At 70.5% G+C, this 24,964-nt stretch carries 20 protein-coding genes, 2 tRNA genes and 2 pseudogenes; 12 read left to right on the top strand and 12 right to left on the bottom strand.

Annotation, left to right across the window (positions count from 1 at the left end; genetic code table 11):
* Nucleotide 1: 1 nt before the first annotated feature.
* From IPJ78_06575 to IPJ78_06560, 4 genes are all read right to left on the bottom strand, one after another.
* Nucleotides 2–1,465: a glutamate--tRNA ligase gene (locus IPJ78_06575; protein ID MBK7906210.1), complete on the bottom strand. Its 1,464-nt coding sequence runs from the start codon at nt 1,463–1,465 to the stop codon at nt 2–4.
* A 62-nt stretch (nt 1,466–1,527) separates the two neighbouring features.
* A tRNA-Ser gene (locus tag IPJ78_06570) sits at nt 1,528–1,618 on the bottom strand.
* Between the two features lie 65 nt (nt 1,619–1,683).
* Nucleotides 1,684–2,376 (bottom strand): hypothetical protein, encoded by a 693-nt coding sequence (locus tag IPJ78_06565; GenBank protein ID MBK7906209.1) that lies wholly within the window; start codon nt 2,374–2,376, stop codon nt 1,684–1,686.
* 47 nt (nt 2,377–2,423) lie between these two features.
* Nucleotides 2,424–2,506, bottom strand: a tRNA-Ser gene (locus tag IPJ78_06560).
* A 119-nt stretch (nt 2,507–2,625) separates the two neighbouring features.
* Between IPJ78_06560 and IPJ78_06555 the strand changes: the two genes are divergently transcribed.
* A complete protein-coding gene (locus tag IPJ78_06555) occupies nt 2,626–2,979 on the top strand; it encodes an Hpt domain-containing protein (protein ID MBK7906208.1) in 354 nt (117 codons plus the stop codon).
* On the opposite strand, the gene IPJ78_06550 is transcribed toward IPJ78_06555, so the two are convergent.
* The 8 genes from IPJ78_06550 to IPJ78_06515 all read right to left on the bottom strand — a co-directional run bounded on the left by IPJ78_06550 (nt 2,970) and on the right by IPJ78_06515 (nt 14,350).
* Complete coding sequence (locus IPJ78_06550; protein ID MBK7906207.1) at nt 2,970–5,246, bottom strand: DUF2723 domain-containing protein; 2,277 nt, start codon at nt 5,244–5,246, stop codon at nt 2,970–2,972. The genes IPJ78_06555 and IPJ78_06550 overlap by 10 nt on opposite strands.
* Before the next feature lie 111 nt (nt 5,247–5,357).
* Nucleotides 5,358–6,890, bottom strand: coding sequence for a bifunctional phosphoribosylaminoimidazolecarboxamide formyltransferase/IMP cyclohydrolase (gene purH / locus IPJ78_06545; protein ID MBK7906206.1), 1,533 nt, complete (start codon nt 6,888–6,890; stop codon nt 5,358–5,360).
* Between the two features lie 82 nt (nt 6,891–6,972).
* On the bottom strand, nt 6,973–7,581 hold the full coding sequence (gene purN, locus IPJ78_06540; GenBank protein ID MBK7906205.1) for a phosphoribosylglycinamide formyltransferase: 609 nt from the start codon (nt 7,579–7,581) through the stop codon (nt 6,973–6,975).
* Nucleotides 7,582–7,613: 32 nt separating this feature from the next.
* Nucleotides 7,614–8,204: an HAD family hydrolase gene (locus IPJ78_06535; protein MBK7906204.1), complete on the bottom strand. Its 591-nt coding sequence runs from the start codon at nt 8,202–8,204 to the stop codon at nt 7,614–7,616.
* Between the two features lie 49 nt (nt 8,205–8,253).
* Nucleotides 8,254–9,591 (bottom strand): L-seryl-tRNA(Sec) selenium transferase, encoded by a 1,338-nt coding sequence (gene selA, locus IPJ78_06530; GenBank protein MBK7906203.1) that lies wholly within the window; start codon nt 9,589–9,591, stop codon nt 8,254–8,256.
* Nucleotides 9,588–11,066, bottom strand: coding sequence for an Ig-like domain-containing protein (locus IPJ78_06525; protein MBK7906202.1), 1,479 nt, complete (start codon nt 11,064–11,066; stop codon nt 9,588–9,590). Before IPJ78_06525 ends, selA begins: the two co-directional genes overlap by 4 nt.
* Nucleotides 11,063–13,819, bottom strand: coding sequence for a valine--tRNA ligase (locus IPJ78_06520; protein ID MBK7906201.1), 2,757 nt, complete (start codon nt 13,817–13,819; stop codon nt 11,063–11,065). The genes IPJ78_06525 and IPJ78_06520 overlap by 4 nt, the downstream gene beginning before the upstream one ends.
* Before the next feature lie 9 nt (nt 13,820–13,828).
* Nucleotides 13,829–14,350, bottom strand: a complete 522-nt coding sequence (locus IPJ78_06515; protein MBK7906200.1) for a BON domain-containing protein — start codon at nt 14,348–14,350, stop codon at nt 13,829–13,831.
* A 115-nt stretch (nt 14,351–14,465) separates the two neighbouring features.
* Between IPJ78_06515 and IPJ78_06510 the strand changes: the two genes are divergently transcribed.
* The 11 genes and pseudogenes from IPJ78_06510 to IPJ78_06460 all read left to right on the top strand — a co-directional run bounded on the left by IPJ78_06510 (nt 14,466) and on the right by IPJ78_06460 (nt 24,956).
* Nucleotides 14,466–14,792, top strand: a complete 327-nt coding sequence (locus tag IPJ78_06510; GenBank protein ID MBK7906199.1) for a hypothetical protein — start codon at nt 14,466–14,468, stop codon at nt 14,790–14,792.
* Between the two features lie 479 nt (nt 14,793–15,271).
* Nucleotides 15,272–15,433: a hypothetical protein gene (locus tag IPJ78_06505; protein ID MBK7906198.1), complete on the top strand. Its 162-nt coding sequence runs from the start codon at nt 15,272–15,274 to the stop codon at nt 15,431–15,433.
* Nucleotides 15,430–17,418, top strand: a complete 1,989-nt coding sequence (thrS, locus tag IPJ78_06500) for a threonine--tRNA ligase (protein MBK7906197.1) — start codon at nt 15,430–15,432, stop codon at nt 17,416–17,418. Before IPJ78_06505 ends, thrS begins: the two co-directional genes overlap by 4 nt.
* Nucleotides 17,415–17,948, top strand: a complete 534-nt coding sequence (locus IPJ78_06495; GenBank protein ID MBK7906196.1) for a hypothetical protein — start codon at nt 17,415–17,417, stop codon at nt 17,946–17,948. Before thrS ends, IPJ78_06495 begins: the two co-directional genes overlap by 4 nt.
* Nucleotides 17,949–17,965: 17 nt before the next feature.
* Complete coding sequence (locus tag IPJ78_06490; protein MBK7906195.1) at nt 17,966–19,177, top strand: acetyl-CoA C-acetyltransferase; 1,212 nt, start codon at nt 17,966–17,968, stop codon at nt 19,175–19,177.
* Between the two features lie 8 nt (nt 19,178–19,185).
* Nucleotides 19,186–19,959: a CPBP family intramembrane metalloprotease gene (locus IPJ78_06485; protein ID MBK7906194.1), complete on the top strand. Its 774-nt coding sequence runs from the start codon at nt 19,186–19,188 to the stop codon at nt 19,957–19,959.
* Nucleotides 19,960–20,002: 43 nt separating this feature from the next.
* Complete coding sequence (locus tag IPJ78_06480) at nt 20,003–20,854, top strand: 3-hydroxybutyryl-CoA dehydrogenase (protein MBK7906193.1); 852 nt, start codon at nt 20,003–20,005, stop codon at nt 20,852–20,854.
* Nucleotides 20,855–20,923: 69 nt separating this feature from the next.
* A complete protein-coding gene (locus tag IPJ78_06475) occupies nt 20,924–22,009 on the top strand; it encodes an acyl-CoA dehydrogenase family protein (protein ID MBK7906192.1) in 1,086 nt (361 codons plus the stop codon).
* A 149-nt stretch (nt 22,010–22,158) separates the two neighbouring features.
* A pseudogene (locus tag IPJ78_06470) lies at nt 22,159–23,234 on the top strand (Glu/Leu/Phe/Val dehydrogenase).
* Between the two features lie 2 nt (nt 23,235–23,236).
* Nucleotides 23,237–23,682: pseudogene (gene rpiB / locus IPJ78_06465) on the top strand (ribose 5-phosphate isomerase B).
* Entirely contained in the window at nt 23,679–24,956 is a 1,278-nt protein-coding gene (locus IPJ78_06460) for a serine hydroxymethyltransferase (GenBank protein ID MBK7906191.1), read from the top strand. Before rpiB ends, IPJ78_06460 begins: the two are co-directional and overlap by 4 nt.
* Nucleotides 24,957–24,964 lie beyond the last annotated feature (8 nt).

Genomic DNA, 24,964 nt, shown 5'->3' with positions numbered 1-24,964 from the left:
GTCACGCGCTCGGCGCCATCTCCCGCAGCGTCGCCTCGGCGCGGGCGATGCGCGCGATGGTCCGCTCGCGGCCCAGCACGAGCATCACGTCGAAGATGCCCGGCGAGGCCGCGACGCCCACGAGCGCGATGCGCAGCGGCTGCAGCAGCTTCCCCGCGCCCACGCCCTTCGCCTCGGCGAGCGTCCGCATCGCCTCCTCGAGCGCGACCGGGTCCCAGCCCGCGTGCGCCTCGAGGGTCTCGCGCATCGCCGTCATGAGCGCGAGCGTGGCCACCGGATCCTTCCACTGCTTCGCGACCGCCTCGGCGTCGTACGTGACCGTCTCGGCGAAGTACGGACCGGCCTGCGCGACGATCTCGTCGATGAGGCGCGCGCGCACGCGCAGGAGCTCCAGCAGGTGATGGAACCAGTCGCGCCGCGCGGCGAGGTCGGCGACCGTCGCGAGCCCCGCCTTCTCGAACAGCGGCGCGACGAGCGACTCCACCTCGGCGATCGGCATCTTCGCGAGGTGCTGCCCGTTCATCCACTCGAGCTTCTTCGTGTCGAAGACGCTCGCCTTGCGGAGCAGCCCCTCCTCCTTGAACGCATGGATGAGCTGGTCGAGCGTCATCACCTCCTCGAAGTCGCCGCCCGGCGACCAGCCGAGGAGCGCGAGGAAGTTGACCATCGCGGGGGCGAGGATGCCGAGGTGCTGGTAGTCGCCCACGGCGGTGGCGCCGTGCCGCTTGGAGAGCTTCTTCCCGTCGGTGCCGTGGATCATCGGGAGGTGGGCGAAGCGCGGGAGCGCGGCGCCCAGCGCCTCGTACAGCATGATCTGCTTCGGCGTGTTGGAGATGTGGTCGTCGCCGCGCATCACGAGCGTGACGCGCATCGCGATGTCGTCCGAGACCACCGCGAGGTTATAGATCGGCGTGCCGTCCGAGCGCAGGATGACGAAGTCGTCGATGTCCTTGTTCGGGAAGCTGATGCGCTCGTGGACGAGGTCGTCCCACGAGGTGTCGCCGGCGGGGACGCGGAAGCGGACGACGAACGGCGCGCCCGCGGCGAGGCGCCGCTCGATCTCGGCCTTGGGGAGGGCGTCGCAGCGGCGGTCGTAGGCGAAGGCGCCCCCCGCCGCCTCGGCCGCCGCGCGGCGCGTGGCGAGCTCGTCGGCGGTGCAGAAGCAGCGGTACGCCTTCCCGTCGGCGAGCAGGCGCTCGGCGTCGGCGCGGTGGCGCTCGAGGTTCGCGCCCTGGAAGACGACCTCCTCGTCCCAGTCGAGGCCGAGCCACTCGAGCCCCTCGAAGATCGCGCGGGTCGAGTCGTCGGTGGAGCGCGCCTTGTCGGTGTCCTCGATGCGGAGGAGGAACTTCCCGCCGGTGCGCCGCGCGAGGAGCCAGTTGAAGAGCGCGGTGCGCGCGCCGCCGACGTGGAGATAGCCGGTGGGGGAGGGGGCGAAGCGGAGGCGCGGGGTGGCGTCGGTCATCGTCGTCTGGCGGGGAATAGCGAACGGGCCTGCCGGCGGATCACACCGGCAGGCCCGCGCGACGGAGACGGAGGGATTCGAACCCTCGATACAGGTTTAACCCCGTATAACGGTTTAGCAAACCGCCGCCTTCAGCCTCTCGGCCACGTCTCCTTTCCGGGTCGCCCCAGAACCTGTGAATCTCGCCGGTCGCGGGGCGTGGGGCAAGCGGTGGCGGATCATCCGCCGAGCGCACGTGCCTCGCGCGCGGCACCCGTGCGCGACCGCAGGAAGAGGTACACCACGGCGAAGATCGCCAGCCCGAGCGCGATGGGATCCGCCGTGCCCAGGCGGCAACTCATCCGCGTGGTCCCCTGCAACGAATCCCAGAACGGATGAGCCAGCGCGAGCGTGAGGACGAGCAGCGCCTGCCCCGCGGTGCCCCAGCCGCGATGGACGAATGCGCCTCGCGCCGCGAGGGCGATCGCGACGAGGAGCAGGGCGCCGTAGAGGATCGCGCGCCGATCGTGCGCCGTCTCCTGTGCGAACCGCGTGCACTGCGGCTCCCCGTCGGGGCTCCCGTCGTGCCCCACCGACACCGTGCAGTCGATGTCGCCGAGCGACTCGTGCCGCCCCCGGACCGCGTACGACGTGTCGCTCGCACCGACCGGCTCGAGGTGCACGGACGCGGACGTCCGGTAGCGGCCCCACGCGATGAGCGAGTCCACCGTGCCGAAGCGGCCCGAGTCGGCCTGGAGTCCTTCCTGGGCCGTCACGAGATTCCGCAGGTCGGCCACGATGTTCGCCCGGAATCCCGCTTCGCGTGAGCCGCAGACGGCGCCGAGCTGGATCGCCATCAGCACGAGCCCGGCGAGGACGACCAGGAAGGGCAGGGGGGCGATCCGCGGCCGACGGGCGGGAGCGTCCTGCATCACGGCCGGGGCCTGAGAGGCCCACGCGGCGCGGTCATCATCGGGAACGGAGGGCACAGGATTCGAACCTGTAAGACCTTGCGGTCGGCGGTTTTCAAGACCGCTGCATTAGCCATTCTGCCAGCCCTCCAACGGCGAAATCTACCCGCAGGATCGCCGGCAAGAAGTGGGGAGGCCATCACAGCACCCACCGGGTCTGGCGCGTAGGGACGGAAAGCCACATCGTGGTACCGCCCGTCCACCCACCCCATGCCGACCACCCTCCCCGCTGACGCCAGGCCCGCCGTCGACGAGATCCGCTCCATCGGAGGGGACGAGCTCGTGCGCGAGATGATGGCGACCTTCGTGCGCTTCGCCACCGCGCATTCGGCGCGGCTGCAGGAGGCCGCCGACCACGGGGACCTCGAGCTGGGGGCGACCATCGCCCACACCCTCAAGTCCAGCGCGCGTCAGCTCGGGGCCATGCATCTCGCCGAGGTCTGCGCCTCGGCCGAGCTCGCGGCGCGCGGCGGGGACGTGGCCGGCTTCCTCAAGTGGACCGAGGAGGCCGGCACGGCCTTCATCGACGCGCGCGCCTGGATGGAGCCGCTCGCCTACGGCTGACGCGGAGCGGCGGGCGGACGGAGCGGTACCGTCACGCGCGCGTTCGAGTCGGTCGTCGGGATCGCCACGTTCGTCTGCGGCAACGCCGCCGCCAGCTCCGCGAAGCGCATCGCCACCGCCACGTCGCGCGCCTTGTCGATGATCGCGTTCGCCTCGGCGCCGCGCCCGGACTGGATGAGCGCCTCCGCCGTCGCGAGGCCCGTCGTCACCACGAGATACGGGATGCCGGCCGACGGCTGGTCGATCCAGTCGCCCTTCCGGATGAGCGAGGCCGGCGCCTTGAACTCGTCCCAGAGCGCCTTCGAGACGTCCACGTTCACGAAGCCCTCGCCTCCGATGCGCACGATGCCGCCGCCCTCGCGGACGGTGTCCGGCATGACGCGGCGCGAGTGGCCTTGCATCACCACGTACTCGCCGAGACCGAGCGACTCGGCGAGGTCCGCCGAGGTGCGGCTGAAGTGCACCGCGCGCTCGTTGTTGTCGTTCAACATGCGCAGCACGAGGATCTCCGCGCGCGGGAGCACGCGCGGCTGGATGAGCGCATTGATGTTGCCCTTCTTGAAGAGCACCGGCGAGCGGACCTCCTCGTACAACGGGAGTCGGTCAGCCTCGTCGGTGGTCATCTTCAGGACCGGACCGGTCGGCTTGGGCCAGGTCTTGCCGCGGAACGCGGCAGGGCCGGCCGCCTCGTCATACTCGAACACCGGACGGCGGATCAGCTGCCGCGTGTACCAGTCGGTGTTGAGCAGCGAGGTGTTCGCGACCGTCACGTCCTTGCGGATGCCGAGCACTTCCTGCGCGTACCAGAGCGGGAAGGTGTCGTTGTCGCCGACGGTGACGAGGATACCGTACGGTTCGACCGAGTTGAGCAGGTCGATCGCGAAGTCGGCCGTGTCGGTCTGGCCGCTGCGCGTGCTGGCGTTCCAGTTGCCCACCAGCGGGACGAACGCGATGAGGAGCAGCGGCGACGCGATGAGGAACGCGCGCGTCGTCGGCAGGTCGAACGTCTCGAGCCCGACCTTCACCTTCTCGCTGCCGAGGAGGACGGCGATCGATTCCCAGAGGTACACGAGCCCGAGCGCGGCCCACACCGACCAGGCCGAGAAGCTCCAGAGGAAGAAGTAGTCGCGGTCACGGACCTCGCGGTCGACCGTGCGGCCGAGCTCAGGGTCCTGCGACGCGCCGTACTTGAAGTTCAGGTAGTAGATGAGCACGAAAGTCAGCGTGAGCATCAACGGCCCGAAGAACGCGAAGCTTCGAGGGTCGCGGCGGTAGTGGACCCACCCGCCGAGGATGCCCAGCACGAGGAAGAGCGCCGCGAGTCCGCCCTGGAGGCCGGGGTTCTCCCCATGCGCGTCGCGGAGCCACTGCCACTTGAAGTAGAGCCACCACATCCCGATCTGCGCCTTGAACGGCGCCTGGCGCTCGGTCACCGGCGGCTTGGCGTACTGGCCGCGGTCGAAGTTGTACTTGAACGCGTCGTACGTGCCCTTGCTGAAGGTGCACGAGAACTCGAGGCCGTTGCGGCAGGCCGTCGGCTCGCCTTCGTTGATCTCGGGGAAGTGCGCGGCGCGGATGGGCTGCGTCGCGAACGAGCTGCCGCCGAGGAACATCGCCGCGACGGCGGCGAGGATGAGCTGCCAGCGGAGGATCGTCGCCGGCTTGCGGATGAGCACCGCGAGGCCGATCGCCGGGATCGCGAGCATGCCGGCCATGTGGTTCGCGTAGCCGAGGCCCGCGAGGTAGGCGAGGAGGACCAGCGTCCGGTCGGCCTTCTTGCCATCGGGTTCGTCGCACCAGCGGACCGTCAGCCAGGCCGAGATCGCCAGGCCGACGAGCGAGATGGTGTACACCTTCTCGTTCACCACCGACTGCGACCAGACCGTGAACGCCGTGGCGCCGATGAGGGCCGCGAGCCCGCCGCCGACGATCCGCTGCCACCGCTTCTCGAACCACCCCACCAGCACCCGCTCGGTGATCAGGAACCACATCCCGGCGCTGACGGCACTGGAGATCGCGGCCAGCAGGTTGATGCGCATCGCCACGGTGGGCGCGATCGGCAGGATGGTGAAGACGCGCCCGATGAGGACGAAGAACGGATTCCCCGGCGGGTGCGGGAGCCCCATCGTGTAGGCCGCCACGATGTACTCGCTCGTGTCCCACATCGCCGTCTCGGGGGAGAGGGTGATGAGGTAGAGGAGGAACGTCAGCCCGGCCGCGATGGACGCGGCAAGGTAGGACGGGCGGTAGTCGAGCTCGTTGGACATCGGGGGCGCTGAGTTTTGGGGAAGCTCGAAAGCTACGGCTGGGTGGGTGGAAGATGAAGGCGGAAGGGTGAAGGATGGAAGTCACTTTCCCCCTTCATCCTTCGGCCTTCATCAATGTCTGAACGTCCGCTGCCCGGTGAACACCATCGCAATGCCATGCTCATCCGCCGCCGCGATCACTTCCTCGTCCCTCACCGATCCCCCCGGCTGGACGATGGTGGTTACCCCTGCCTGCGCCGCTTGGTCCACCCCGTCCCGGAAGGGGAAGAAGGCGTCCGAGCCGAGCGCCGCGGCCTGGGTCTCATGCCCCACCGACTTCGCCTTGTGGACCGCCAGGAAGGCCGCGTCCACGCGGCTCATCTGGCCGGCCCCGATCCCGATCGTCGCGCCGTCGCGGGCGAGGACGATCGCGTTCGACTTCACGCTCGCCACCGCCCGCCAGGCGAACAGCAGGTCCTTCAGCTCGGCCGAGCTCGGCTGGCGCTTGGTCACCACCTTCCAGCCGGCGTCATCGAGGACCGCCGGGGCCCGCTCCTGCACGAGGATGCCGCCGCGGACGCGCTTGATGTCGAGCGCCCCGGCCCCTTCGCGCGCCGAGCCTTCGAGCACCCGGAGGTTCTTCTTGGCGCCCAGCGCCGCCAGCGCCTCCGGCGTGAAGCTCGGCGCGACGATGCACTCGACGAACAGCGACGCCACCGCCTGCGCGCACGCCTCGTCCACCGGCACCGAGAACGCGATCACCGACCCGAACGCCGACACCGGGTCGCAGGCGAGCGCCTTCTGGTACGCCTCCAACGGGGTCGCGCCCGTCGCGAGGCCGCACGGCGTGGTGTGCTTCACGATCGCGCAGGCCGTCTCGCCGTGGAACGGGTCGATGGCGAGCATCGCGCCCTCGAGATCCAGCAGGTTGTTGAACGAGAGTTCCTTCCCGCCGTGCTGCTTGAGGGCGCCGAGGCCGGCGCCGGCGCGCTCCACGTAGAACGCCGCCTGCTGTCCGGGGTTCTCTCCGTAGCGGAGCGACTGCTGCCGCTCGAACGCCAGCGTGAGCTTCTCGGGGAAGTGGTCGCCGCGCTGCCCGGCGAACCAGCCGGCGATCGCCGCGTCGTACGCCGCGGTGTGCGCATAGACCTTCTCGGCGAGGTCGCGGCGCAGTTCGCTCGCGTCGCCGCCGTTCTGCATCGCCTCGAGCACGCGGGTGTAGTCGGCCGGATCCACCACCACCGTGACCGCGGCGAAATTCTTCGCCGCGCTGCGCAGCATCGACGGGCCGCCGATGTCGATCTGCTCGATCACGTGCTCCGGCGCGAGCCCCGCCTTCGCCGCGGTCTCGCGGAACGGATACAGGTTCACGCAGACGAGGTCGATCGGCGCGATCCCGTGCTCGGCGATCGCCGCCATGTGCTCGGGGAGGTCGCGGCGCGCGAGCAGGCCGCCATGCACCGCGGGGTGCAGGGTCTTCACGCGGCCGTCGAGCATCTCCGGGAACTGCGTCACGTCGGCGACGTCGGTGACGGCGAGGCCGGCGGCGCGCAGGGCCTTGGACGTGCCGCCGGTGGAGAGCAGGGTGAAGCCGAGGGCGCGGAGACCGGTGGCGAACTCGATCAGGCCGGACTTGTCGGAGACGGAGAGGAGGGCGGCGGGCATCGTTGAGAAGGAGCGAGGAGCGAGGGGAAGGAGCGAGGGAGAAGGGAAAGAGGGAGGGAGGAGGGGGAGGGACCAGGGTCCTTCAGCCTTCCGCCTTGCGGTTTCCCTGTAGTCGTCCGGCGCAGAGATCGGCGACGATGCGGGGGTAGAGGGCGTGCTCGGCTTTCAGCACGCGGGCGGCGAGGGATTCCGGTGTGTCGTCCGGGAGGACGGGGACTTCCTGCTGCGCGATGATCGCGCCCTCGTCGTACTGCTCGCTCACGAAGTGCACCGTCGGGCCGCTCGTGCGCGCGCCGGCGCGCACCACCGCCTCGTGCACATGATGGCCGTACATCCCCGGACCGCCGAAGGCGGGGAGCAGGGCCGGGTGCACGTTCACCATCCGGCCCTCGTAGGCGCGCACCACCGCCGGCGGGATCAGGCGCAGGTAGCCGGCGAGCGCGATGTGCGTGATGCCGTGCCCGCGCAGCGTCGCCTCCATCTCCCCCTGCCGGTCCTTCGGGAGCCACACCGCCGGGATGCCCCGCGCGCGGGCCCGCTCGAGCGCCCCCGCCGCCTTCCGGTCGCTCAGCACGAGCGCGACCACGCCCGGCGCGGTCGCGCCGAGGGCATCGAAATGGTCGAGGATGGCCTGGAGGTTGCTGCCGCCGCCGGATGCGAACACGGCGAGGCGCGCGGTGGGATCCGTCACTCGGGGAATCTATCGCCCCGAGGCCCGGCCTGTCACCGCAGGACGCGCTCCACGATCTCGTCGAGCGAGGCCGCGACCTCCGCCTCGCGCGCCGCGCGCTCCCGGTCCGCGTCCGGCGTGTCCGGGCTCCGCACGAGGAAGCCCCGGCCGCCCATCGCGATCGCCGGTGCGACATCCCGCCACCGGTCCCCCACGTAGACCGACGACGCGAGGTCGATGCCGAGCGCCGCGGCCGCCTCCTCGTACATCAGCGTCCCCGGCTTCCGGCAGCGGCAGGGGCCCGTCACGTCCGGGTGGTGCGGGCAGTACTTCGTCAGGTCGAGCGTGACGCCCTGGTCGGCGAGCAACGCCTCGAAGCGCGCGCGCACCGCCTGGTAGTCCGCCTCCGTCACGATCTTCTGCGCGATGCCGCTCTGATTGGTCACCACCACCAGCAGCCACCCCGCTTCGGCGAAGGCGCGCAGGAACGGGGCGGCGCCAGGGAGCAGCTCCACGAGCGCCGGGTCGCGCAGGTAGTGCGCATCGTGGATGAGCGTCCCGTCGCGGTCCGCGAAGAGCGCGCGCCGGCCGCGACGCGTGCGGCTGACGGGGAAGGGACCCGTCTGGCCGTCGAGCGCGTCCATCCTTGGCGTCCTTGGCGGGCGGACATGGCGTCGTCCCGCTCGCGCGACGTCACGCGAGCGCCGCGCGCAGCAGCGCGGTCAGCGTCGCATCGTCGTCCGGATCGATCGTCCGCATGTCCAGCAGCAGCCGCCCATCCTCGATCCGCGCGATCACCGGGATCTCGCCCAGCCGCAGCTTCCGCTCGATCGCGACCACGTCCCCGCCGATCGACACGGTGACCGACGGGATCCGCGCCGTCGGGAACGCCCCGCCGCCCACCGTCGCCTCGCTCGGCTCCACGCGCACATCGAGCGCGTCGTCCTCGCCCCCCGGCGCGAGCGCGGTGGCGATCACCTGCGCCCGCGACCGGACCCACTTGAGTTCGGTGGTGAGCATGCGCAGCGCCGGGATCTCGCGCTGCGCGCGCTTGGGGTCGCGATAGAGCGCGAGCGTCGCCTCCAGCGCGGCGAGCGTGAGCTTGTCCACGCGCAGCGCGCGCGCCATCGGGTGCTTGCGGAGCCGGCCGATCGCGTCGCGCGTCCCGACGATGATCCCCGCCTGCGGTCCGCCGAGGAGCTTGTCGCCGCTCATCAGGACGAGCGTCGCCCCCGACGCGACCGCGTCGCGCGCCGTCTGCTCGCCCTTCAGCCCGAAGTCGGAGAGGTCGAGCATCAGGCCGCTGCCGAAGTCATGCACCAGCGGGACCCCCGCTTCGGCGGCGATGGGCGCGAGGTCGTGCACCGACGCTTCGGCCACGAACCCGCTCACCGCGAAGTTGCTGCGGTGCACCTTCACGATCGCGCCCGTCTCCGGCCCCAGCGCGCGCCGGTAGTCGTCGGCGTGCGTGCGATTGGTCGTGCCCACCTCGACGAGTCGCGTGCCGCTCGCCGCCATGATGTCGGGGACGCGGAACGACCCGCCGATCTCGACGAGCTCGCCGCGGCTCACGATCGTCTCGCGTCCGGCGGCGAAGGCTTGCAGCGCCAGCACGAGCGCGGCGGCGCAGTTGTTCACCACCATCGCGTCCTCGGCGCCGGTCAGCTCGGCGAGCAGCGCCGCGCAATGCACATGCCGGCTGCCCCGCGCGCCGCGCTCGAGATCGTACTCCACCGTCGAGGCGCCGCGCGCGACATCGACCATCGCCTCGAGCGCGACCGCCGCGAGCGGCGCGCGGCCGAGGTTGGTGTGCAGGATCACGCCCGTCGCGTTGAGCGCCGCGCGGAGCGAGGGACGCGTGCGCGCCGCGACATGCGCGCGGACGGCCTCCTCCCACGCCTCGTCGGTCGGCGGCAACGCCGCGCCCGCGCGCGCCGCGGCGATGATCGTGCGCACCGCCTCGGTCACGAGGAGGCCGGGGAGATGTCGCGTCAGCTCCTTGATGGCCCGACGCTCGAGGATCCCGCTCACCGAGGGGGAGGGCGCGTCGCGTGTCGCTCATGCGGGCGGGCGCACCGGTCGGGTGGGAGCGGCGGCGCGGCCGTGTCCCCCGGCGGGGGCGGCGGCCGGAGCCGGAACTCGCGCTCCGACGGACGCGCGTACCCCGTGAGGCTCTTCACGCCATTCAGCTTGAGCGTGTACGCCCCCGGCGGCAGCGGGGCCGCGAACTCGATCACCCAGGTGAGGATCGGTGCGGCGCGCGTCATCTTCGGCGGCGGGATGCGCACGACCGTGTCGATGCCGGTGCGGATGTCCACGCCCTCGCGCACCGTCTCGATGCGCGGCGGGGCACGCCCCGGCGCACGCGGCGGCGGTGCCGCGCGCCCGGTGGTATCGCGCGCCGCCGCGGTGTCGGCCGCCGCCGACGTGTCAGCGGCCTGCGCCGCCGAGTCCGCCGCCTGCGCCACGCTGTCCGCGCGATCGGTCACGACCTTCCGCGCCGAGTCGAACACCGCGGTCGGCACCATCCGCGCGAGCGCGACCACCGACGAATCCGCGCGCAGCACCACCGCCGTCCGCTCGTCGGGGCGCCAGTCGGTCGCCACGCCGCGATCGAACTTCACGCGCAGTCCGGTCGAATCGATCGTCTCGAGCGATTCCATGCGCGGCCCGAGCGTGTCGTGCACGAAGGCGTACAGCTCGGTGCTGAGCGTCGAGTCCACGGTGACCGTGAGCGAATCGAACGACTCGCGCAGCCCCACCCGGCGATCGTTGTCGCCGTCGCTCCAGCCGCGGAGCAGGTAGGTGCCGGGCGCGAGGTCGCGCACCGAGAAGAAGCCGAGCGAGTCGGCGGTGGTCCGCCAGCGCAGCGTGGTGTCGGCGCGCGCGAAGAGCTCGATGCGCCCACCGGGGAGATGCTTCCCCGCGACCCAATCGAAGAGCACGCCGCGCACCGTCCCTTCCGTCCGCGTCGCGCCGGTGGAGAAGACGACCTCGATCGGCTCCTTCAGCACGTTCCCGCGCAGGTCGCTCAGCCCCGGGAGCAGCGTGAGACGATACGTCGTGTTGGCGCGGAACCCGTCGCGCGGTTCGATCTCGATCCCGGTGCGCCGCCAGGAGACGCGTTCGCGACCGTCGCCCGGGGAGAGGATCACGAGCGACCCGAGCGTGGAGCCCATCTGGTTGCTGCCGTACTGGCTCCCGCCGCCGCCGCCGAACGACCCGCCGTTCCCTCCGCCGATCGTGCCGCTCCGCCCGCCCGACGTCGCGATGGGCGCGGAGCGTTCGTTCACCACCTCGTCGAAGCGCAGCAGCACCGAGCGCGGACGCACGTTCACGCTCCCCGTCTCGGGCGAGATCGCGACGACCTGCGGCGGATCCTTGTCCACCGGACCGCCGGGCGGGATGCCGGGCTGTGCGCAGGCCACGACGAACAGCGCCGCGGCCGCGCTCAGTCGCGCCACCGCGCGCGCGGTGGACGGCATCGGCCGGCGGCGACCGCTCACCCGCCGAGCTCCGCGATCTTGGCGGCGAGCTGGTCGGCGCGCGTGCTCCACTCCCGCTCCTTCGCGCGCTCGGCCTCCACCACGGCCGCGGGGGCCTTGGCGGTGAACTTCTCGTTCGAGAGCCGGCCGCGCAGCGCGTCGAGCTGCTTCACGAGCCCGTCGCGTTCGGTCTGCAGGCGCGCGCGTTCCTTCGCCACGTCCACCATCCCCGCGAGCGGCAGGCTCAGCTCGAGCCCGCTCGGCAGCACCGCATGCGCCGCGGCCCCGGCCGGCGCCGCATCGAGATGGATCTCGCACCGCGCGAGCCGCTGCACGAGCGTGCCGTTGGCCGCGAGGACGTCGGTCCCCGCGCCCGCAGCGACGTACGCATGGATCGGCGCGCCCGGCTGCACCCCGTACTCCGAGCGCAGCCCGCGGATCGCGTCGATCGCCTCGCGCACGATCTCGAACTCCAGGCCCGCATCGCCGCCGCCGCGCACCGGCCACGCCGCCTGCGCGAGGAACGTCCCGGCCGCGTAGCCCGGCAGCCGCTGCCAGAGCGCCTCGGTCACGAACGGCATGATCGGATGCAGCAGGCGGAGCCCGCGATCGAACACGTGCACCAGCACCGCGCGGGCGATCTCGCGGTCAGTCCCCGGCTGCGTGAGACGCGTCTTGACCGTCTCCACGTACCAGTCGGCGAGCTCGTTCCAGACGAACTTGCGCGCCGACTCGGCGTAGGCGTCGAGCCGGAGCCCGAGCTGGCGGTCGGCCTCGGGCCAGCGGCCCTTCGCCGGGCGCGCCGGGCCGAGCGCCGCATCGCACTCGGCGATCGCGGCGTCGAGCCGGCCGAGGATCCAGCGGTCGGCGAGGGTGAGCTGCTCCGGACGGACGGAGGCGAGCGGCGTGACGGGGTCATCCCCCACCTGTAGCAGGATGAAGCGTCCGATGTTCCACAGCTTCGTCGCGAAGTTGCGGCCCGGGGCGAACGACTTCTCCAGGTCCTGCGGGTCGAGCATCACGTCCACGCCCAGTCCCATCCCCTGGATCACCGTCCAGCGGAGCGCGTCGGCGCCGAAGCGCTCCACCACGTCGAGCGGGTCGATCCCGTTGCCGAGCGACTTGGACATCTTGCGATGCTGCATGTCGCGCACGGTGCCGTGCAGGTAGACCGTGTGGAACGGCGCCTGCCCGAGGAAGGCGTAGCTCGTCATGATCATGCGCGCGACCCAGAAGAACAGGATCTCGGGCGCGGTGACGAGCACGTCGCTGGGGAAGAACGCCTTGAGGTCCGCGCTCTTCTCGTCGGGCCAGCCGAGCGTGGAGAAGGGCCAGAGGCCGGACGAGAACCAGGTGTCGAACACATCCTCGTCCTGGCTCACGATCGCCGCGCCGCAGCCGGCGCAGACGGTCGGGTCCTCGCGGTACGCGAGCTCGTGCCCGTTGGCGCAGGTGAAGACGGGGATGCGATGGCCCCACCAGAGCTGCCGCGAGATGTTCCAGTCGCGGATGCCCTCGAGCCAGTTGATGTAGACCTTCTCCCACTTCTCGGGGAGGAGGCGCACCGTGCCGTCCTTCACCGCGGCGAGCGCGGGCTTGGCGAGCGGCTCCATCCGCACGAACCACTGCATCGAGAGGCGCGGCTCCACCACCGTGTCGCAGCGGTAGCAGCGGCGCACCGAGTTGGCGTAGGTGTCGATCTTCACGAGCAGGCCGGCCGCCTCGAGCAGCGCGACCGCCGCCTTCCGCGCGGCGAAGCGCTCGAGCCCCGCCAGCGAGGCAGGGATGCGGTGCGCGTCGTCGGGATGCCCGGCCGCGATGTGCCCCGTGGCGTCGATCACCACCGGCATCGCGAGCCCGTGCCGCTTGCCCACCTCGTAGTCGTTCGCGTCGTGCGCCGGCGTGATCTTGAGCGCGCCGGTGCCGAAGTCCTTCTCCACGTACCCGTCGGCGATCACCGGGATCTCCGTCCCCACGAGCGGCAGGCGCAGCGACCGGCCGACGAGCGCCGCGTACCGCTCGTCCTCCGGGTGCACCGCGACGGCGACGTCGGCGAGGATCGTCTCGGGACGCGAGGTCGCGATGGTGATCCCCTGCGACGGGTCGTCGGCCAGCGGATACCGCACGTGGTAGAGCTTGCTCTCCGTGTCGTGGAACTCGGCCTCTTCATCCGACAGCGACGTGAGGCAGCGCGGGCACCAGTGGATCACGCGGTGCCCGCGGTACACGAGCTCCTTCTCCCACAGGCGCACGAACGCCTCGCGCACCGCGCGCGAGAGCGCGGGCGAGAAGGTGTACGCGGTGCGCGACCAGTCCGCCGACGCGCCGATCGCCTTGAGCTGGTTGAGGATCTGTCCGCCGGTCTCCTCGACGAACTCCTCCGTGCGCTTCACGAACGCGTCGCGGCCCAGGTCGAAGCGGGTCTTCCCCTCCTTCGCGAGGAGCTTCTCCACGACGTTCTGCGTCGCGATGCCGGCGTGGTCGGTGCCGGGGAGCCAGAGCGCCTCGTCCCCCGCCATGCGGCGCCAGCGGACGAGCACGTCCTGCACCGTGTTGTTCAGCCCGTGGCCGACGTGGAGCACGGCGGTCACGTTCGGCGGCGGGATGAGGATGGTGAACGGGTCGCGATCGCCACCGCCGCGGGTGGTGCGTGACGCCTCGGCGCGGAAGACGCCGGCCGCCTCCCACGCCTGGCCCAGGGCGGGCTCGGCGGAGGCGAAATCGAAGTGGGTCGGGAAGTCGGGGGCCGGCGTGGGCTCGGTCGGGTCGCTCATCCCTGCAAGTTAGCGGGGACGCTCTCGGACCGTGAGCCGTTCGCGCACGCGCGTCACGCCCGGGACGCCGTGCGCGAGGGTCACCGCCAATCGGATCTCGCGCGCGCTCCGCACCCGCCCCCGCAGCACGATCACCCCCGGCCGCGGCTCGTCGATCTCCACGGAGCGCTCGGCGAGGATGGGGTCGTTCTCGAAGGCCTCCAGCACGCGCGCGTCGAGCCCGTCCTCCGCGTCGTCCTCGTCCGCCTCGATCAGCTCCGCCTCGGGGGCGTCCGCCGGCTCGTCCTCTTCCTCGGTCGGGTCGTCCCACGCCGCCTTGATCGATCGCGCGGTCTCGAGCAACGGCCCCACGGTGCGCATCGCCGTGGACGCGAGGGCGCGCCCGCGCCCCACGAGCCCGCGAATTCCGCGCGTGCGGCCCTTCATACGGTCGGCGATGAGGAGACCGGCGACGAGGCCGAGCGCGGCGCCACCGGCGAGCCAGAGCCAGGTGTGGTCGGAGTCGGGTTCTTCGAGGCGGATGGGGCGCATGCCGACGGGGGTTCGAGGGGGGGGGTGGTAGCGGGCCAGTTTCGCCCGCGACAAAAGGGTTGCTGATGGAATGATCCGGGGTCGCGGACTTCTGCCGCGCCTCGATATTCGGCCGATGCTCCTTCAGGCTGATAGCACCCGGATCGCGCTCGTGCAGGAAACGCTCTACTGGGCGAAGATACAAGGCGTCAGTGACGCGATCGTAGCGATCCTGGGCTTGACGGGTATCGTTTCCATCCTCGTGACGCGATGGGGACTACTGAGTCAGGCGAAGCGCGCCCAGGTGGAGGACGCGGTCATTCTCTGCGAGGAGATGCGCAAGGATATCGTGCCGCTACTGGAACAGATGTTGTCGAACTTCGCTGCGCACAAGGTGAAGCGGTTCGTGTCCGATGGGAGCAAGGTCTCATTCCCGGCACAGTCTACTCCACGGTCGTCGTAGTGCTCTACGCCTCGATCATCACGCAACGGCACAACGACCCCAATAGCGGGCCATACCAGAACGTTGTCGAATTGTTCGGCAAGTGGTACAGGAAGGACCGAATGGCGAAGATCCAGGACGAAGTCGCCAAGTTGCAGGATGCTGGTGTCTTCAAGGCTCCACCGAGGAAGTAGGCAGTAAGCCTTGATAAATCGGCCGGACGAGCCGACAATTCAGGGTAGCCAACGGAGGGAATGACCATGACGCTGAACTACTAGCACTGCCAGGATGGGAAGTCTCGGAGGCCCCGTCGTGTACACGGCGGGGCCTCTGGCACTTGGGGGCCGCGACTGCCCGGGTCCATTGGAATCGTGGCGCCTCAGGTGTGGCGTTGGCGGGGCCACACACGCCCCGCTACTTTGAAGGCTGTCCCCTCGCGTGCGGCACGGCAAGCAGGGAAGTCCCCGCCGCGCGCCCTCTTCGCCCTCCCGGCCCGCCCCATGTCCGAGCAACCACCCCGAGTCCAGACGGCCGACACGCCGCTCCGGCCGCGCCTCGTGCTCGGTTGGAGCCTGCTCTACGTCTTCGTCTTCATCGGACTCGGCGCGGCGATCTGGCGCGGACGGGCGGTCCCGGTCCTGCTCGACATGATGAGCCCATGAGCGCTGCCCCCGCGCCAGCCGTGCTGGTCCTGACCCTTCCCGACGGCGCGACCCGCGAGGTCGCGCCCGGCACGCTCGCCCGCGACGTCGTCGCGACGATCGGCCCGCGCCTCCTCCTCGCCGCCATCGCGGTCTCGATCGACGGGGAGGTGCAGGACCTGATGACGCCCATCCGTCGCGGCGGCGCCTTCCAGGTCATCACCGAGAAGGATCCGCGCGCGCTCGCCGTGCTGCGGCACTCGGGCGCGCATATCCTCGCGACCGCCGTCCGCCGGCTCCGGCCGGAGGCCGCGATCGGCTTCGGCCCGGCCATCGACGACGGCTTCTACTACGACTTCCAGGTCGCCAAGCCCTTCACGCCCGAGGATCTCGAGGCGATCGAAGCGGAGATGCGGAAGGTCACCGCGGAGAAGTATCCGTTCGTCCGCGCCGAGGTCTCGCAGCAGGAGGCGAAGCAGGTCTTCTCCGACGATCCGCTCAAGCTCGAGCGGCTCGAGGACTTCGAAGGGTCGGACGAGATCATCTCGACCTACACCGACGGCCCCTTCACCGATCTCTGCCGCGGCCCGCACGTCCCCGACACCTCGTACCTCAAGCACTTCAAGCTGCTCTCGGCGGCCGGCGCCTACTGGCGTGGTGACGAGAAGCGGCAGATGCTGCAGCGCATCTACGCCACCGCCTTCTTCAAGAAGGACGAGCTCGACGCGCACCTCCACCAGATGGAGGAGGCCAAGAAGCGCGACCATCGCGTGCTCGGCAAGCAGCTCGAGCTCTTCCAGTTCTTCCCGCACGCGCCCGGCGCCGCCTTCTGGACGCCCAAGGGCACCACGCTCTGGAACACCGTCGAGGGCTTCGTCCGCGAACGGCAGCAGGAGCAGTTCCTCGAGATCAAGACGCCGCTCCTCTACACCAAGAAGCTCTGGGAGCAGTCGGGACACTGGGGGAAGTACAAGGAGAACATGTTCCTCGTGTGGGACAGCGAGGCGGCCGCCGCCGGCGCCGGCACCGAGGATGCGCTCGGCATGTCGCTCAAGCCGATGAACTGCCCCTCGCACCATCTCCTGTTCCATTCGCACAAGCACTCGTACCGCGAGCTCCCCATGCGGTACGTCACGTTCGACGTGCTCCATCGCAACGAGATCTCGGGCGCCCTCTCGGGCCTCACGCGCGTGCGGCAGTTCTCGCAGGACGACTGCCACATCTACCTCCGCGAGGACCAGATCGCGAGCGAGGTGAAGTTCCTCATGGACTTCATCCTCTCGTACTACGACACCTTCGGCCTCACCGCGCGCCTCAAGTTCGCGACGCGGCCCGAGCAGCGGATCGGCTCCGACGAGCTGTGGGACCGCGCCGAGGGCGCGCTGCGCGCGGCGCTCGAGAGCACCGGCCGTCCGTACGAGATGAAGGAAGGGGACGGCGCGTTCTACGGCCCCAAGATCGACTTCGACGTCATGGACTCGATCGGCCGCGCCTGGCAGCTCGGGACCATCCAGCTCGACTACAACGCCCCGGAGCGGTTCGACCTCTCCTACACGGGCGAGGACAACGCCGCGCACCGCCCGGTGGTGATCCACCGCGCGGTGAGCGGGTCGTTCGAGCGCTTCATCGCCATCCTCATCGAGCACTTCGCCGGGGCCTTCCCGGTGTGGCTCGCGCCCGAGCAGGTGCGCGTGCTCCCGATCTCGGACGAGGTGCTGGGGTATGCCCGGGAGGTGACGGCGAAACTCCGGGCGGCCGGCATCCGTGCTGTGTGCGACGATCGCAGCGACACGCTCAACTACCGGATCCGGGACGGCGAGATCATGAAGGTCCCTTACATGGCGGTCCTCGGGAAGCGCGAGGCGGAGGCGGGGCAGGTGGCCATCCGCGTGCGCGGCGCCGGCAAGAAGCAGGAGGTCGTCTCGGTCGAGGCCTTCACCGCGCGACTCGTGGACGAGATCAAGACCCGTGCGTTGACGCCCGCGTCCACCGGAGCGGAGGCATGAGCGCCCCCGCGCTCCGCCGCGTCGCGCTGCGCCGCATCGCGATCGGCGCCGCGCTCGCCCTCACCGCGCTGCGCACCACCGCCGCCGCGCAGCCGGTGGACGCGCCGCGCCTCGAACCGCTGCGCGTCGCGGCCGAGACGGTCGTCGGCGGCTACGCCGGCATCGGCGGCTTCGTCATCGGCCGCTTCGTCGCCGAGGGCACGTCGAGCCTCCTCGGCGTGGACCACGAAGGGACGCTCAAGAAGCTCGGCTTCGCCGGCGGCGTGATCGGCGGCGGACTCGCCACCGCCGGCACCGTCTACGCCATCGGCAACATCGGCGACCAGACCGGTGACTTCGACGCGACCTATCTCGGCACCGGCATCGGCTTCGTCGCCGCGCTCGGCATCGCCAAGATGGTCCTCGGCCCCGAAGGGCGGCCGCGCGAAGGGATGAGCACGGCCTCGCGCTGGGCGGCGGCGAACGTCATCGCGCTGCTCCCGGCCATCGGGGCGACCATCGGCTTCAACTCCACCCTGCGGCATCGCTAGTCAGGAGCAACAAGAGCATGTCGGACCGCACGCCAGTCATCGTCTCCGCCGCTCGCACGCCGATCGGCCGCTTCCTCGGCGGGCTCGCCCCGCTCACCGCGCCGGAGCTCGGCGCCGTCGCCATCCGCGCCGCCATCGCGCGCGGGAAGATCGACCCCGCCGCGATCGGCGAGGTGATCATGGGCAACGTCCTGCAGGCCGCGGTCGGCCAGGCCCCCGCGCGGCAGGCCGCCATCAAGGCCGGCGTCCCCGGCACCGTCCCCGCGTACACCGTCAACAAGGTCTGCGGCTCCGGCCTCCAGGCGGTGATGCTCGCCGCGCAGGCCATCCGCGCCGGCGACGAACAGTTGCTCGTCGCGGGGGGACAGGAGTCGATGTCCAACGCGCCGCACTACGTGCAGGGGATGCGCAACGGCATCAAGTTCGGCCCGCAGACGATGGCCGACGGCCTCATCAAGGACGGCCTCTGGTGCGCCTTCTACGACCGCCACATGGGCGGGCACGCCGAGTACACGGCGAAGAAGGCCGGCATCACGCGCGCGCGGCAGGACGAGTTCGCGCTCCAGTCGCACCAGAAGGCCGTCGCGGCCATCGCCGCCGGACGCTTCAAGACCGAGATCGCGCCGGTCGAGATCGCGGGGAAGAAGGGCCCGACCATCGTCGACACCGACGAGTCGCCGCGCGCCGACACCTCGCTCGATGCGCTCGGCAAGCTCAAGCCCGCCTTCCCGAAGGACGCGCCGAAGGACATGAAGCCCGAGGAGCTCACCGTCACCGCCGGCAACGCGCCGGGGCTCAATGACGGCGGCGCCGCGCTCGTCGTGGCGAGCGAGGCCTACGCCAAGGCGCACGGCCTCCCCATCCTCGCCCGCATCACCGGCTACGCGTCGGGCGGCGGCGACCCGCAGGACCTCTTCTTCGCGCCCATCGTGGCCGTGCAGAACCTCATGAAGAAGACGGGCGCGACGATCGGCGACTACGACCTCATCGAGGCCAACGAGGCCTTCGCCTCGCAGGCGCTGGCCGACGGCGACGGCCTCGGCTGGGACTTCGAGCGGGTGAACGTGAACGGCGGCGCGATCGCGCTCGGCCACCCCATCGGCGCGAGCGGCGCGCGCGTGCTCGTCACGCTGCTCCATGCGCTCGAGCAGCAGGGCAAGCGCACCGGACTCGCGACGCTCTGCCTTGGCGGCGGCAACGCCGTCGCGCTCAGCGTCGAGAAGGTCTGAGCGCGCCAGTGCCGAAGACGGCGGCGGCACGCATCGACGAGGCGCTCCGGGTCACGGGGCGCCTCGTCGCGTTCGCGGGACTCGCGGCGGTCGTCTTCTTCGTGTTCGGCGTCGTCCTCAAGCCGCTCTTCCCGGACGGATTGCCGCTCGGCGAGGAAGGCCGGCAGCTGTACCTGATCCTCCTCGTGGTGGCGCTCGGGCTCGCCCAGCTGATCGTCGTCGCGGTGGGCGAGAAGTCCAAGTGGGCGCTCACGGGGATGGGCCCGACGGGGTGGGCGCCACTCGGGATCGCGATGGGATTGGTCCTCGGCCTGGTGGTGCAGGGCGTGCCCCTCGGCGTGGCGGCATTCACCGGGCTGGGCGAGCCGGGGACTGCGGCGTGGGCGTGGCCGACGCGGGACCTGCTCCTGCTCGCCGTCGCCTCCACGCTCGTGGACGCGCTCATGTTGCGCGGCTACCTGATCGGGCTCCTGGCGGCGCACTGGGGCGAGGTCGCGGCCGTCGGGGCGACCGCGTTCATCGCCCTGGCGCTGGCCGTGCTGGGCGACACGCCCACCCTCTCGGCGGCGCTGCTGGCCGCGGGGACCGCCGCCTTCCTCGGCACCGTCCGGCTCCGCACCGGGAGCCTCGCCGCCGCCTGGCTCGCCCACCTCGCGATGACCCTGCTGGTGGACGCCGCGGGGCGTGACAGCGTGCCCTTCGTCACCGCCGTCCTGTCGGGCGTGGTTAGTTTTCTCCTGTTCGTCCGTCGCCCCGGCGCCGTCGGTCCGGGGCACGCCTGACCACCGGCGTCCCCGCGCGGGCCGCCTCCAACGTGCACTCACGATGACCGACCGTTTCGCCGTCGTCGGCGCCGGACAGATGGGCAACGGGATCGCCCATGTCTGCGCCACGACCGGCTTCGATGTCACGCTGATCGACGTCTCCGCCGACGCCCTCGCCAAGGCGAAGGCCACGATCGACAAGAACCTCGACCGCCAAGTGAAGAAGGGGGCCCTCGACCAGGCCGCGAAGGAGGCCGCCATGGCCCGCATCGCCACCGCCACCTCGCTCGACGCCGTGAAGGGCGCCACCGTGATCGTCGAGGCGGCCACCGAGCGGAAGGAGCTCAAGCTCCAGATCTTCCGCGACCTCGACGCCAAGGCCGACCCCGGCGCGATCCTCGCCACCAACACCAGCTCCATCTCCATCACCGAGATCGCCGCCGTCACCAAGCGCCCCGAGTCGGTCATCGGGATGCACTTCATGAACCCGGTGCCGGTGATGCAGCTCGTCGAGGTGATCCGCGGCCTCGCCACGAGCGACGCCGTGAACACGCGGACCATCGAGCTCTCCAAGGCCCTCGGCAAGGTGCCGGTGGAGGCGAACGACTTCCCCGGGTTCATCGCCAATCGCATCCTGATGCCGATGATCAACGAGGCCTGCTACGCCGTGATGGAAGGCGTCGGCACGCCCGAGGCGGTGGACCAGGTGATGAAGCTCGGCATGAACCACCCGATGGGCCCGCTGACGCTCGCCGACTTCATCGGCCTCGACACCTGCGTCGCGATCCTCGAGGTACTGCACGACGGGCTCGGCGACCCGAAGTACCGCCCCTGCCCGCTGCTCAAGAAGTACGTCGCCGCCGGCTGGACCGGCCGCAAGTCGGGCCGCGGCTTCTACACCTACGCCGCCTGATGGAACTCCTCGCCCTCACCGAGGAGCAGCGCGCCATCCGCGACACGGCGCGCGTTCGCGGACGAGCACGTGCGCCCCTTCGCCGCGCAGTGGGACCGCGACAGCCACTTCGAGCCGTCGCTCATCCCCAAGCTCGGCGAGCTCGGCTTCCTCGGCATGCTCCTCCCCGCGGAGTACGACGGCCTCGCCCTCGACGCGCGGAGCTACCTGATCGCCCTCGAGGAGATCGCCCGCGCCGACGCCTCGGTCGCGGTCATGATGTCGGTGCACAACTCGCTGCCGACGCAGATGCTCAAGACCTTCGCCAACGAAGCGCAGAAGAAGCGCTTCCTCGCGCCGATGGCGCGCGGCGAGCTCCTCGGCGCCTTCGCGCTCTCCGAGCCCGACGCCGGATCGGACGCGAGCGCCATCCGCTGCCAGGCGGTCCGCGACGGCGACGACTGGATCCTCGACGGCACCAAGGCCTGGGTCACCAGCGGCACGCATGCCGGCGTGATCATCGCGATGGTGCGGACCGACACGCCGGAGGACCGTCGCAAGTCGAAGGGCGTCTCGGCGTTCATCATCACCCCCGACCTCCCCGGCTTCAAGGTGACGAAGAAGGAGGACAAGATGGGCCTCCGCGCGTCGCCGACGGTGCAGCTGGTATTCGAGGGGATGCGCGTGCCCGGCGACCGCTTGCTCGGGCAGGAAGGGCGGGGCTTCATCTACGCGATGCAATCGCTCGAGCACGGCCGCCTCGGCATCGCCGCGCAGGCCATCGGCATCGCGCAGGCCGCCCTCGACGCGGCGGTGGCGTATGCGAACGAGCGGAAGCAGTTCGGCAAGGCGATCGCCGAGTTCCAGGGCGTGAGCTTCAAGCTCGCCGACATGGCGACCCGCATCCACGCCGCGCGCGCCCTGTTGCACATGGTCGCCGCCGCAAAGGACCGCGGCGAAGCGATGAGCGCGGCCCCCTCGATGGCGAAGCTCTTCGCCAGCGAGACCGCGATGTGGGTGACGACACAGGCAGTGCAGGTCTTCGGCGGATACGGCTACGTGAAGGACTATCCGGTGGAGAAGTACTTCCGTGACGCCAAGATCACGGAGATCTACGAAGGGACGTCAGAAGTGCAGAGAATCGTGATCGGGCGGGCGGTGGCGGCGGGGATGTGACCTCTTGGATGTAGGCTGAAGGATGAAGGGTGAAAGTGAACTGCCTTCGCATCCCGCCCCTCCCCGCATCCCGCGTCCCGCACCACCCCCGCATCCCTCGCTCCGCATCACAACGCTTTCATCATTCATCCTTCAGCCTTCATCCCAAGATGAATCTCTTCGACACCATCGCCAAACTCGGCCACGAACAGCTCGTCCTCTGCGCCGACGAATCCGCCGGCTACCGCGGCATCATCGCGATCCACGACACCACGCTAGGCCCCGCATTGGGCGGCACCCGCTTCTGGAACTACGGCTCCGACGAGGAGGCCATCACCGACGCCCTCCGCCTCGCCCGCGGCATGACCTACAAGAACGCGGTCGCCGGCCTCAACCTCGGCGGCGGCAAGTCGGTCATCATCGGTGACAACCGCACCACCAACCGCGAGATGATCTTCCGCGCGCACGGCCGTTTCGTCGAGTCCCTCGGCGGCGCTACGTGACCGCCGAGGACGTCGGCACCGGCACCGCCGACATGGACTTCGTGCACATGGAGACCGAGTACGTCGCCGGTCTCGCGAACAAGTCGGGCGATCCGTCGCCGGTGACGGCGCGCGGCGTCTTCCGCGCGATCGAGGCCTCGGCCAAGCAGAAGTGGGGCTCGTCCTCGCTCGAGGGGAAGACCGTCACCGTGCAGGGCCTCGGCAACGTCGGCACCTACCTCTGCCGCGAGCTCAAGGCCGTCGGCGCCAAGCTGATCGTGACCGACATCCGCCCCGAGCGCGTGAAGGCCGCGGTCGAGGAGTTCGGCGCCACCGCGGTGCAGGGCGACGAGATCTACTCGGCCAAGGCCGACATCTTCGCCCCCTGCGCGCTCGGCGCGATCCTCAACGACGACACCATCCCCAAGCTCAAGGTCGAGATCGTCTGCGGCGGCGCCAACAACCAGCTCCTCGAGCCGGAGAAGCACGGCGCGGCGCTCGACAAGCGCGGCATCAGCTACGCCCCCGACTTCGTCGCCAATGCCGGCGGCGTGATCAACGTCTACGGCGAGGTCGCCGGCTGGACGCGCGAGCGCGCCCTCCGCAAGGCGGACGAGATCTTCGACACGGTGCTCGGCGTCTACGCGATCGCGAAGGATGAAGGGATGCTCACGTATGACGCCGCCGACAAGCTCGCCGAGCGCCGGATCGCGGCGGTGCAGGGCATGCTCCGCACCTGGCCGCAGTGGCCGCGGAAGAGCTGACCATGGCCGAACGCATCCCGATCGCATCGGACCACGCGGGCTTCGAGATGAAGGAGCACCTCCGCGCGACGCTCGAGAAGATGGGATACGAGGTGGAGGACATCGGCACGCACTCGGCCGCCTCCACCGACTATCCCGACTACGCGCACCCGCTCGCCGCGAAGGTCGAGTCGGGCGAGGCGAAGCGCGGGGTGCTGCTCTGCGGCACGGGGCTCCGGATGTGCTATGCCGGCCAACCGGCATCACGGCGTGCGCGCGGCGGTGGTGTGGAGCCCCGAGATCGCGACCTTCGCGCGCAGCCACAACGACGCGAACGTGCTCGTGCTCCCGGCGCGGTTCGTGAGCGAGACGGACGCGGTGCAGATCCTCAAGAACTTCCTCGACACGCCCTTCGAGGGCGGTCGCCACCAGAAAGCGGGTGGACAAGATCGAACCGGAGAACGCATGAAGCCCGGCTACAACACCTGGGAGCGTCGCCTGCCCGGCGCCGCCCTGATCGGCAGCGACCCCGAGATCGCGGAGCTGATCGCCGAGGAGACGCGCCGCCAGTGCGAGGGACTCGAACTCATCGCGAGCGAGAACTTCGTGTCGCCGGCGGTGCTCGAGGCGATGGGGTCGTCGCTCACGAACAAGTACGCCGAGGGACTGCCGGGCAAGCGCTACTACGGCGGCTGCGAGGTGGTGGACAAGGTCGAGCAGATCGCGATCGACCGCGCCAAGCAGCTCTTCGGCGCCGATCACGCCAATGTGCAGCCGCACTCCGGTGCGACGGCGAACGCGGCGGTGTACCTGGCCTTCCTCAAGCCGGGCGAGACGGTGATGGGGCTCGACCTCTCGCAGGGCGGGCACCTCACGCATGGCTCGCCGGTGAACTTCTCGGGGCTCAACTACCGCGCGGTGCACTACGGCGTGACCGACGACGGGCTGATCGACTACGCGGCGATGCGCGAGACCCCCCGCAAGGAGCGGCCGAAGCTCATCATCGCCGGCTACAGCGCCTACTCGCGCGTGCTCGACTATCAGCAGTTCGCCGACGCGGCCAAGGAGGTCGGCGCGATCTTCATGGTCGACATGGCGCACTTCGCCGGCCTCGCGGCGACCGGTGTGTACCCGAACCCGGTCCCGTTCGCCGACGTCGTCACGACGACCACGCACAAGACGCTGCGCGGTCCGCGCGGTGGCCTGATCCTCTGCAAGGCGCAGCACGCGAAGGCGATCGACAAGGCGATGTTCCCCGGCACGCAGGGCGGGCCGCTCGAGCACGTGATCGCCGCCAAGGCCGTCGCGTTCAAGGAAGCGCTCGCGCCCGCCTTCACCGACTACTGCAAGCAGGTGGTCGCGAACGCGAAGGTGCTCGCCGGCGCGCTCGTCGGCCATGGCGTGCACATCGTCTCCGGCGGCACCGACAATCACCTCATGCTCGCCGACCTGCGCCCCAAGAGCGCGACGCTCACGGGGAAGGTGGCCGAGCAGGCGCTCGACCGCGCGGGGATCACGGTGAATAAGAACACGGTGCCGCGCGAGACGCAGTCGCCGTTCATCACGAGCGGCATCCGGATCGGCACGCCCGCGGTCACCACGCGCGGCATGCGCGAGCCGGAGATGCTGCGGATCGCCGAACTCATCGACCGCGTGCTCGCCGCGCCGGTCGACGAAGCGGTGCTGAAGGACGTGCACGTGGGCGTGAAGAAGCTGGCCGCCGAGTTCCCTCTGTATCTGTAGCGCCCCCT

Source organism: Gemmatimonadota bacterium (assembly GCA_016714015.1).
GTDB lineage: Bacteria > Gemmatimonadota > Gemmatimonadetes > Gemmatimonadales > Gemmatimonadaceae > Pseudogemmatithrix.
This window is presented reverse-complemented; position numbering and strand designations above follow the sequence as displayed.